The 9322-nt window shown below is 65.3% G+C and carries 8 protein-coding genes and 1 pseudogene; 6 read left to right on the top strand and 3 right to left on the bottom strand.

Translation table 11 applies throughout. The features are described 5' to 3' along the window. The 6 genes and pseudogenes from FVD38_RS26595 to FVD38_RS25255 form a co-directional block, all read left to right on the top strand. Nucleotides 1-514: pseudogene (locus tag FVD38_RS26595) on the top strand (hypothetical protein); the annotation flags it as partial. A 102-nt stretch (nt 515-616) separates the two neighbouring features. Beyond that, entirely contained in the window at nt 617-1018 is a 402-nt protein-coding gene (locus tag FVD38_RS25275) for a hypothetical protein (protein ID WP_123070777.1), read from the top strand. Nucleotides 1019-1025: 7 nt separating this feature from the next. Next, nucleotides 1026-1700, top strand: coding sequence for a C39 family peptidase (locus FVD38_RS25270; protein WP_123070778.1), 675 nt, complete (start codon nt 1026-1028; stop codon nt 1698-1700). A gap of 12 nt (nt 1701-1712) precedes the next feature. Continuing rightward, complete coding sequence (locus tag FVD38_RS25265) at nt 1713-2228, top strand: hypothetical protein (protein WP_147937321.1); 516 nt, start codon at nt 1713-1715, stop codon at nt 2226-2228. 36 nt (nt 2229-2264) lie between these two features. Continuing rightward, nucleotides 2265-3788: a hypothetical protein gene (locus tag FVD38_RS25260; protein ID WP_147937320.1), complete on the top strand. Its 1524-nt coding sequence runs from the start codon at nt 2265-2267 to the stop codon at nt 3786-3788. A 194-nt stretch (nt 3789-3982) separates the two neighbouring features. Further along, nucleotides 3983-4189, top strand: a complete 207-nt coding sequence (locus tag FVD38_RS25255) for a cold-shock protein (protein WP_147937319.1) — start codon at nt 3983-3985, stop codon at nt 4187-4189. 90 nt (nt 4190-4279) lie between these two features. Here FVD38_RS25255 and FVD38_RS25250 read toward each other — a convergent pair whose 3' ends face one another. The 3 genes from FVD38_RS25250 to FVD38_RS25240 are packed head-to-tail and all read right to left on the bottom strand — an operon-like array spanning nt 4280 to nt 9185. Next, entirely contained in the window at nt 4280-4720 is a 441-nt protein-coding gene (locus FVD38_RS25250; RefSeq protein WP_147937318.1) for a gamma-butyrobetaine hydroxylase family protein, read from the bottom strand. A 14-nt stretch (nt 4721-4734) separates the two neighbouring features. Next, on the bottom strand, nt 4735-5166 hold the full coding sequence (locus tag FVD38_RS25245; protein ID WP_147937317.1) for an HIT family protein: 432 nt from the start codon (nt 5164-5166) through the stop codon (nt 4735-4737). Further along, complete coding sequence (locus FVD38_RS25240; protein ID WP_147937316.1) at nt 5163-9185, bottom strand: DUF3683 domain-containing protein; 4023 nt, start codon at nt 9183-9185, stop codon at nt 5163-5165. The genes FVD38_RS25245 and FVD38_RS25240 overlap by 4 nt, the downstream gene beginning before the upstream one ends. Nucleotides 9186-9322: the final 137 nt, after the last annotated feature.

Below are 9322 nucleotides of genomic sequence, written 5' to 3'. Positions count from 1 at the left end.
GGGCGCGGCTGGCACGGCTGGCGCCGGCGGTAACGGCGCCACCGGCACCGGCGGCGCAGGCGGCGCGGGCCAGGGCGGCACGGCAGGCGCGGGCGGCATGGGCGGTTCGGGCGCTGAAGCGACCGCATCGACCGGCACCGGCGGCGCAGGCGGCTCGTCGACCGGCGGCTCGGCCACCGGCGGCTCGGCCACCTCGGGCGACGCTACCTCGGGCGCCGGCGGCAACGGCGGCGCGGGCGGCTCGAGCACTGGCGGTGCTGGCGGCTCGACCGGCGAAATGGTTGCAGGCGCAGGCACCGGCGGCTTCGGCGGCGCCGGCACCGGCGGCAACGGCGGCCAGAACAACGTGACCGCGGGCTCCTTCGACATGTCCAACTCGATGAGCAACATCGCCCAGTCGGCAGCCGGCATCTCGATCATCAGCCAGAACAACGGCTTCTCGTCGCTGATCCAGCAAAGCGTCAACGTTCAGTCGAACATGAACGTCGGCGGCACGACCCCAAGCGGCCAGTAATCACGAGGTCTTGGCAGCAACCGCGCGGGCGACCGGCTCCACCGGCCGCCCGCGTCCCCCGCCACGTGGCTCCCCGCGTGGCGGCTTTTCGAGCGAGGCATCATGAAACGGATTACCCAGATCGGCTCTCTCCTGCTGGCGGCCTGCATGGCGCTGCCGGTGGCGGCACAGGTTTCGGAACCGGCGAAGCTGCCGGTGGTGGTGGGCTTCCTGTCGAAGGTGGATGTCGCACCGAGCCGCGAAGACGACTTCACCAAGGGCTGGGGCAAGACGACCGGCGCCGAGGAACTGGGCGGCCTGCGTGGCGGCGCCGACATCGTGACCACCGAGGCGACGCTCGGCGGCACGGTCGGTAACAACACGGCCACCAATGTGACCACGGGCTTTAACGTCATCGACAACGGCTCGTTCGCGAACTCCTCGGGCTTGCCTGTCGTGATCCAGAACTCCGGCGCGAACGTCCTGATCCAGAACGCGACCGTCATCAACCTGCAACTGCAATAGGAAGAGAATGAAGCACGGGATCTTCCTCGCCGCCCTGTGCGGCATCCTGCTGGCGCCGGCTCCGGCGCCAGCGCTCGAACTGGCGGTGGTCGGGCGCGTCAACGTGCCCGTCACCAGCCTCAAGGACATCAAATTCCAGCGCACCACGCGCCAGCAGTACGACTACAGTTGCGGCGCCGCCGCCTTGTCCACCCTGCTGTCGCACCATTATGCAACCCCGACGCCGGAACAGGACGTGTTCCAGGAGATGTACGAAAAAGGGGACAAGACCAAGATTCACAAGGAAGGCTTTTCGCTGCTCGACATGCAGCGCTTCCTGGCCGCGCGCGGCTTTCGCGCCGACGGCTTCAAGCTGCCGATCGAAAAACTGATCTCCGAAAAACTGCCGGCCATCGTGCTGATCACCGACCGCGGCTTCAACCACTTCGTGGTCGTCAAGGGCGCCGAGGATGGCCGCATCCTGATCGGCGACCCGTCCACCGGCAACCGCGTCGTGAGCATGGAGCGCTTCCAGGAAATCTGGCGCAACAAGATCCTGTTCGTGATCCACAGCCACAAGGATGGCATCGCCTTCAACAACCCGGCCGACTGGCGCGGCGCCCCGCGCGCGCCGCTCGGCACCGGCATGCACCAGGAACAACTAAGCGCCTCGCTGCCGAAGTTCGGCCCGGGCGATTTTTGACAAGGATGTGATATGCGCTGGCCCACCTTTACCTTTCACCGCACCGCCCTGCTGGCCGCCCTATGCACCGCGGGCGCTGCGATGCCGCTCGCTCAGGCGGCTGGCCCGAGCGGCTTCGGCGCGCCCGTCGATGCCGCGCAACTCGACACCCTGCGCGGCGGCTTCGAGATCGCGGGCGGCCTGTCGCTGTCGCTCGGCATCGAACGCGTGGTGTCGGTCAACGGAGAGATCCTGGCGCGCACCAATATCGCCATTCCCGACCTGGCCGCGATGACCGGCGACCAGGCGCGCCTGGCCCAGAACGCCCTGGGCGCGGCCCAACTGATCCAGATCGGCGGCAACAACTATGCCGCGGCCGATCTCAACCTGCCCAATGGCGCGACCTTGCTGCAAAACACCCTCAATGGGCAAGACATCCGCACTGCCACGACCATCACATCGACCGTGAATAGCATGTCCCTGCTAAAAGACATGAATTTCCAGAGCACGATTCGTGACGCGGTAGTACGTTCCCCGGGAACACTGTAGCATTGCAATATTGTTAATATAAAACTGGAGATCTGGATGTATTCACACGTCGCGCGGCTTGGCGCCGCCGGCCTGGCGGCCGCCCTCCTGGCGCCGCCCGTGCTCGCTCAACAACCTGCGGCCGAACCCGGCAAGCAGGACCGACAGACCGAACTGTCCCAACTCAAGGACGAACTGGCCGAACAGCGGGCAATGGTGAACCGTCTGATGCTCGAACTCCAGGCGCAGCGCGAACAATTGCAAAGCATGCAGGCCCAGGGCGCCCCGGGCATGGCCACCGCCCCGGCGCTGGCGGCGCGCGAGCGCATCGTGGAAGAAACCACCCCGCTGTCGGGCGCCCCGTTCGCCATTCCGACGGCGCTGGCCGACGGCGTGCTGCTGTCGCAGCAGCGCGGCACCGGCATGTCGATGCAGGCGCCGGTGGCCCAGCCGCCGGTGCTGCCGCCGGCCGAAAGCGGCGTGGCGGCCCCGCTGCCGCCGCAGCCGCGGCCCAACCAGCCGACCTTGCCGGCCCCCGGTCCGGCCCAGGCGCAGACCCAGCGGCCGGCCCAGCAGCAGGGCCAGCAACAGCAGGCCGCGCAAAACAACCAGGAACCGAACCGCCCTCCCGAAGTCGCGCCGATCGGCGATACACCGGGCGTGCTGACCCAGCGCGGCACCTATGTGCTCGAGCCGTCGGTGCAGTACGGCTACTCGTCGAGCAACCGCGTGGCCCTGGTCGGCTACACGGTGATTCCCGCGATCCTGATCGGCCTGGTCGACGTGCGCGAAATCAAGCGCAATACCTTCACCACCGCGATTACCGGCCGCACCGGCATCAACAACCGGATGGAAGTCGAGGTCAAGGTGCCGTATGTGTACCGCTCGGACGCCACCGTCAGCCGCGAGCTGTTCACCGGCACCGCGGTCGAGCGCGTGTTCGACACCTCCGGCAAGGGCCTGGGCGACATCGAGGTCGCTGGCCGCTACCAGCTCAATAACGGCGGCGCCGACAAGGGCTATTACATCGCCGGCCTGCGCTACAAGAGCCGCACCGGGCGCGACCCGTTCGAAGTCGTCACCGACTGCGACCAGCGCTGCATCGGCGAAAACGTGACCGGCACCGGCTTGCCGCTGGACCTGCCGACCGGCTCCGGCTTCCATTCGCTGCAAGGCACCCTGACCTGGCTGTATCCGTCGGATCCGGCCGTCTTCTTCGGCAACCTGAGCTATGTGCACAACTTCAAGCGCTCGGACGTGACGCGCCTGGTGCGCAACGGCGTGCGCGAGCCGCTGGGCGAGCTGGAACCGGGCTACGTGCTCGGCTTTAACTTCGGCATGGGCCTGGCGCTCAACGACAAGGCGTCGCTCAGCCTCGGCTACGACCACAGCACCATCGCGCGCATGAAGCAGAACGGTTCGCCGGTGGCCGGCTCGGTGCGCACCCAGCTCGGGACCCTGCTGCTGGGCTACTCCTATCGCCTGAGCCCCAAGCGCACGCTGAACATCGCGGTGGGCGCGGGCGTGACCCGCGATACGCCCGATGTCACCCTGACGCTGCGGGTGCCGATGACGTTCTGATCGGCGTCAAGGCCGCGTGGATACATGCGGCCTGGATGACTTGTGGTAAATACGAACACGGTTGAAAAATCTTGCTTCCGTTTTAAGAAATTATCCTTATAATCAGATTTGCAATGTAGAGCGTGGCCCTGGTTTTTGTCCTAGGTACGCAAACAGGGCATCAACGCAAAACAACTTAATTTGAGGGAATAAACATGGCTACTGGCATTGTCAAATGGTTCAACGACGCTAAAGGTTTCGGCTTCATCACTCCTGATGGCGGCGGCGAAGATCTGTTTGCACACTTCTCGGCGATCAACGCCAACGGCTTCAAGTCGCTGCAGGAAAACCAGCGCGTGACCTTCGACGTCACCACCGGTCCTAAAGGCAAGCAGGCTGCAAACATCCAGCCACAGGCTTGATGCTGCATTAGCCCGCCAAGGCGGGCTACAAAAAACAAAGAGCACATCCGCGGATGTGCTCTTTGTTTTGGGTGACGCAAACCGCGTTGTTTATTTGCAGCCGCAACCGCCCGAACCGCAACCGCCGCCACCTGACTTGGCCGGCGCCGATCCCGGCAGCATGCTGCCAGGCGCGCGGCCGCTTTCTTCGTCGAAGCCGGCCGCCTGCAGGCGCGCCACGTACTGCTTCCACAGCGAATCCTGGCTGCGGCCCAGCTCGTACAGGTACTCCCAGCTGAAGATGCCGGTGTCGTGGCCGTCCGAGAAGGTCGGCTTGATCGCGTAGTTGCCGACCTGCTCGACGTCGGCGATGCCGACTTCGCGCTTGCCGACCTGCAGCACTTCCTGGCCCGGGCCGTGGCCCTTCACTTCGGCCGACGGCGAGTACACGCGCATCAGCTCGAACGGGATCGAATAGGCGCTGCCGTCGTCATAGGCGATGTCGAGCACGCGCGATTTCTGGTGGACGGTCAGTTCGGTTGGATTAGGCATGGATCTGTTCTCTATCAGTTGAAACGGCGCGCGATCGCGGCGCCCAGTTGTTCGGCCAGCGCGCGGCGCGCGGCCAGGATATCCGAAGGCGTCTCGCGCACCGCCTGGGCCCACACGGGCGCCGGGAAATGCGCGTCGTCCGCGTAGCGCGGAATGATATGCCAATGCAGGTGCGGCACCACATTGCCCAGGCTGGCCACATTGACCTTCAGCGGCTGCATGATGTCGCGCACCGCCTGCTCGACCAGGAACACGGCCTCGTTCACCAGCAGCCGGTCTGCGCGCGAAAGATCGCTCATCTCGCGCACGTGGTCGTGCCAGATCACGCGGCAGAAGCCGGGGTAGCTGGCGTCGTCGACGACGATGACGCTGAACTTGTCGCCGGCCCAGGCCACGGGCATGGACAGGCTGCACAGCTCGCAGCCGGGTTCGCGCAGCGCCGTCATACCAGCACCCTTTCGATGCCGCCGTTATTGGCGCGCGCCACGTACTCGGGCAGCCAGTTCTCGCCCAGCAGGTGCTTCGCGATCTCGACCACGATATAGTCGGCGGTGGTGCCCGAATCGTCGTTGTAGCGCGTGAGGCCTTGCAGGCAGGACGGGCAGCTGGTCAGGATTTTCACATCGCCCTTGAAGCCATCCGCGCGCAGCTTGTCGGCGCCCTTGACCATCTCGCCTTCCTTGCGCGAGCGCACCTGGGTCGAGATGTCGGGACGGCTCACGGCGAAGGTGCCCGACTCGCCGCAGCAGCGGTCATTCTTCTCGATCTTGACGTCGTCATGCGTGGAGACCAGCGCATTGACCGTCTTCACCGAATCCTGCAGCTTCATCGGATTGTGGCAAGGCTCGTGGTACATATAGCGGGTACCGTTCACGCCTTCGAGCCTGACGCCCTTTTCTAATAAGTACTCATGGATGTCCATGATGCGGCAGCCCGGGAAGATCTTCTCGAATTCATAGGTCGCCAGCTGGTCGTAGCAAGTGCCGCAGGAGACCAGGACCGTCTTGATGTCGAGGTAGTTCAGCGTGTTGGCCATGCGGTGGAACAGCACGCGGTTATCCGTCATCATCTTGTCGGCCTTGTCGTACTGGCCGGCGCCGCGCTGCGGATAGCCGCAGCACAGGTAACCTGGCGGCAGCACGGTCTGCACGCCGACTTCCCACAGCATCGCCTGGGTGGCCAGGCCGACCTGCGAGAACAGGCGCTCGGAGCCGCAGCCCGGGAAGTAGAACACGGCCTCGGTGTCGGCGTTGGTCTTCTTGGGGTTGCGGATGATCGGGACGATCTTGTCGTCCTCGATGTCGAGCAGCGCGCGCGCCGTCTTCTTGGGCAGGTTGCCCGGCATCTTCTTGTTGATGAAGTGGATCACCTGCTCGCGCACGGGCGCCTTGCCGACCGTCGGCGGCGGCGCGGCGGTCTGCGGCTTGGACAGGCCTTTGAGCAGGCGGTTGCCCATGCGCTGGGCCTTGAAACCGAAATCGATCATCACCTTGCGCGTGGCGTTGATGGTGGTCGGATCGGTCGCATTCAGGAAGAACATGGCCGCGCGGTTGGCCGGCTTGAAGCTGCGCTTGTCCATCTTGCGCAGCAGGTTACGCATATTCATCGACACGTCGCCGAAGTCGATGTTGACCGGACAGGGCGTGACGCATTTGTGGCACACGGTACAGTGGTCCGACACGTCCTCGAACTCTTCCCAGTGACGCAGCGAGACGCCGCGGCGGGTTTGTTCCTCGTACAGGAAAGCCTCGATCAGCGCCGAGGTGGCCAGGATCTTGTCGCGCGGCGAATACAGCAGGTTCGCCTGCGGCACGTGGGTCGTGCACACCGGCTTGCACTTGCCGCAGCGCAGGCAGTCCTTGATGCTGTTGGCGATCTCGCCGATATCGCTCTGCTGCATGATCAGCGATTCGTGGCCCATCAGGCCGAACGACGGCGTGTAGGCGTTGCGCAGGTCGGCGTGGGCGCCTTCCAGGTTGAGCAGCTTGCCCTTGTTGAAGCGGCCTTCCGGATCGACGCGCACCTTGTAGTCGCGGAAGTCCTGGATCTCCTCGTCGGTCAGGAATTCGAGCTTGGTGATGCCGATGCCGTGCTCGCCCGAGATCACGCCGTCCAGCGAACGCGCCAGCTTCATGATGCGCTCGACCGCCTTGTGCGCATCCTGCAGCATGGCGTAGTCGTCAGAGTTCACCGGCAGGTTGGTGTGGACGTTGCCGTCGCCCGCATGCATGTGCAGGGCGACGAACACGCGCGAGCGCAGCACGCGCTTGTGGATCGCGACCGCTTCGTCGAGGATGCACTGGTAGGCGGCGCCATTGAAGATCTGGCGCAGCGGCGCGCGCACTTCGGCCTTCCACGAGACGCGCACGGTATGGTCTTGCACCGCGTCGAACAGGCGCGCGTCGGGCTGGATCGCCAGGCGCTGCAGGATCGCTTCGTTCAGGTGGTCGAGGCCCAGGGTCTGCAGCTGCTCGCGCACGTCGGCCAGCGGCGCATCGAGGTTGGCCAGGATGAAGGTCCAGCGCTTGTCGACCAGGTCGACCAGGGCGCGCGCCTGCAGCGGACGGTCGCCCATGATCTCGTCGCGGTCGACCCCGTCGCCGCTGGCGTCGTCGCTCTTGGCCAGCGGCAGGTGGTCGCTGGCGAGGTAGGCGCGCAGCTGGTCCACCAGCTGCAGCTTGTTCTTGATCGACAGCTCGACGTTGATGCGCTCGATGCCGTCGGTGTACTCGCCCATCCGGTTCAGCGGAATGACCACGTCTTCATTGATCTTGAAGGCGTTGGTATGGCGCGCGATGGCCGCGGTGCGGGCCCGATCGAGCCAGAACTTCTTGCGCGCCTCGGGGCTGACGGCGACGAAGCCCTCGCCCACGCGGGTATTGGCCAGGCGCACGACTTCGGAGGCGGCCAGCGCCACCGCGTTCTCGTCGTCACCGACGATGTCGCCGAACAGCGCCATCTTGGGCAGCACGCCGCGCTTGGACTTGGTGGCGTAGCCGACCGCGCGCAGGTAGCGCTCGTCGAGGTGTTCCAGGCCCGCCAGGCGCAGGGTGGCAAACGCCGGGTCGCCGTTCTTCGGCAGGCTGTCCAGGTAATCCTTGATTTCGACGATCGACGGGATCGCGTCGCGCGCCTGGCCGAAGAATTCCAGCGCCACCGTGCGGGTGAACTTGGGCATCTTGTGCAGGATCCAGCGGCCCGACGTGATCAGGCCGTCGGTGCCCTCTTTCTGGATGCCCGGCAGGCCGGCCAGGAATTTGTCGGTGACGTCCTTGCCCAGGCCTTCCTTGCGGAAGCGCTTGCCCTCGATGGTCAGGGTCTCGGTGCGGAACGGCTGGCCCTTCGGCGCGCCCTTGGCCGAGGGGTGCGTCCATTCAAGCAGGAATTCGGCCGTCGGCGCGTCGTGAATCTTGCCCAGGTTGTGGTTGATGCGGGTGACGTCGAGCCAGTCGCCATTCGGGTCGACCATGCGCCACGAGGCCAGGTTGTCGAGCGCCGTGCCCCACAACACGGCTTTCTTGCCGCCCGCGTTCATCGCGATATTGCCGCCCACGCAGGATGCGTGGGCCGAGGTCGGGTCGACCGCGAACACGAAGCCGGCCTTTTCGGCCGCCTGCGACACCCGCTGCGTGACGACGCCGGCATAGGTGTGGATGGTCGCGTATTCGCGCCCCAGGCCCGGCATGGTCGTCATCTCGACCTCGCCGATGCCGATCAGCTTTTCGGTATTGATCACGGCCGACATCGGCGTGAGCGGGATCGCGCCGCCGGTGTAGCCGGTGCCGCCGCCGCGCGGGATGATGGTCAGTCCAAGTTCGATGCAGCCCTTGACCAGGCCGGCCATCTCGTCCTCGCTGTCCGGCAGCAGCACCAGGAAGGGATACTCGACGCGCCAGTCGGTGGCGTCGGTCACGTGCGAGGTGCGGTGCATGCCGTCGAAGCGGATATTGCGCTTGTCGGTGTAGGCGCCCAGCACCTTGGTGGCGCGCTTGCGCAGGTCGTAGGTCTCGGCGAATTCGCGGCCGAAGTCGTCCACGGCGCGGCGCGCGGCGGCCAGCAGCTGCTCGACGGCGGCGCTGCGGTTGGCGACAACGTCAGGGTCGCTGTCCGCAACAGAGGCGTCCTGCGCATCGACCGTGGTGCGGCGCTTGTCGACTTCGCCCAGGCGATGGTGCAGCGCCTCGATCAGCTTGGCCCGGCGCTTCGGGTTGTCCAGCATGTCGTCCTGCAGATAGGGATTGCGGCGCACCACCCAGATATCGCCCAGCACCTCGTACAGCATGCGCGCCGAGCGGCCGGTCTGGCGCGCGCCGCGCAGGCTGTCGAGCAACGCCCACGATGACTCACCGAGCAGGCGGATCACGATTTCGCGGTCCGAGAACGAGGTGTAGTTATAAGGGATCTCGCGCAGGCGCGCGGGTGCGTTGTCGGCAAGCAGGGTATGGATGTGTGCGGGGGCGTTCATGAATTCTGGTCGACGATCGGACAGGCCCGAAGGATGTTCATTCTAGCTTATTGCGATGCACCACGCTCGGCTAATGCCTCGGCCGCCATTCTGGGCCACACAACAAAATGTCTATACTAATTTGAAAGACCAAACTT

Origin of the sequence: Massilia arenae (assembly GCF_008014745.1) — a bacterium.
Taxonomy (GTDB): domain Bacteria; phylum Pseudomonadota; class Gammaproteobacteria; order Burkholderiales; family Burkholderiaceae_D; genus Telluria; species Telluria arenae.
The sequence above is the reverse complement of the archived record's forward strand: the minus strand, read 5'-3'. Positions and strand labels throughout refer to the sequence as shown.

What these genes read in the sequence shown, in the direction of transcription:
- FVD38_RS25275 (WP_123070777.1), top strand. Translation starts at nt 617, where the DNA reads ATGAAACGGATTACCCAGATCGGCTCTCTCCTGCTGGCGGCCTGCATG.
- FVD38_RS25270 (WP_123070778.1), top strand. Translation starts at nt 1,026, where the DNA reads ATGAAGCACGGGATCTTCCTCGCCGCCCTGTGCGGCATCCTGCTGGCG.
- FVD38_RS25265 (WP_147937321.1), top strand. Translation starts at nt 1,713, where the DNA reads ATGCGCTGGCCCACCTTTACCTTTCACCGCACCGCCCTGCTGGCCGCC.
- FVD38_RS25260 (WP_147937320.1), top strand. Translation starts at nt 2,265, where the DNA reads ATGTATTCACACGTCGCGCGGCTTGGCGCCGCCGGCCTGGCGGCCGCC.
- FVD38_RS25255 (WP_147937319.1), top strand. Translation starts at nt 3,983, where the DNA reads ATGGCTACTGGCATTGTCAAATGGTTCAACGACGCTAAAGGTTTCGGC.
- FVD38_RS25250 (WP_147937318.1), bottom strand. Translation starts at nt 4,720, where the DNA reads ATGCCTAATCCAACCGAACTGACCGTCCACCAGAAATCGCGCGTGCTC.
- FVD38_RS25245 (WP_147937317.1), bottom strand. Translation starts at nt 5,166, where the DNA reads ATGACGGCGCTGCGCGAACCCGGCTGCGAGCTGTGCAGCCTGTCCATG.
- FVD38_RS25240 (WP_147937316.1), bottom strand. Translation starts at nt 9,185, where the DNA reads ATGAACGCCCCCGCACACATCCATACCCTGCTTGCCGACAACGCACCC.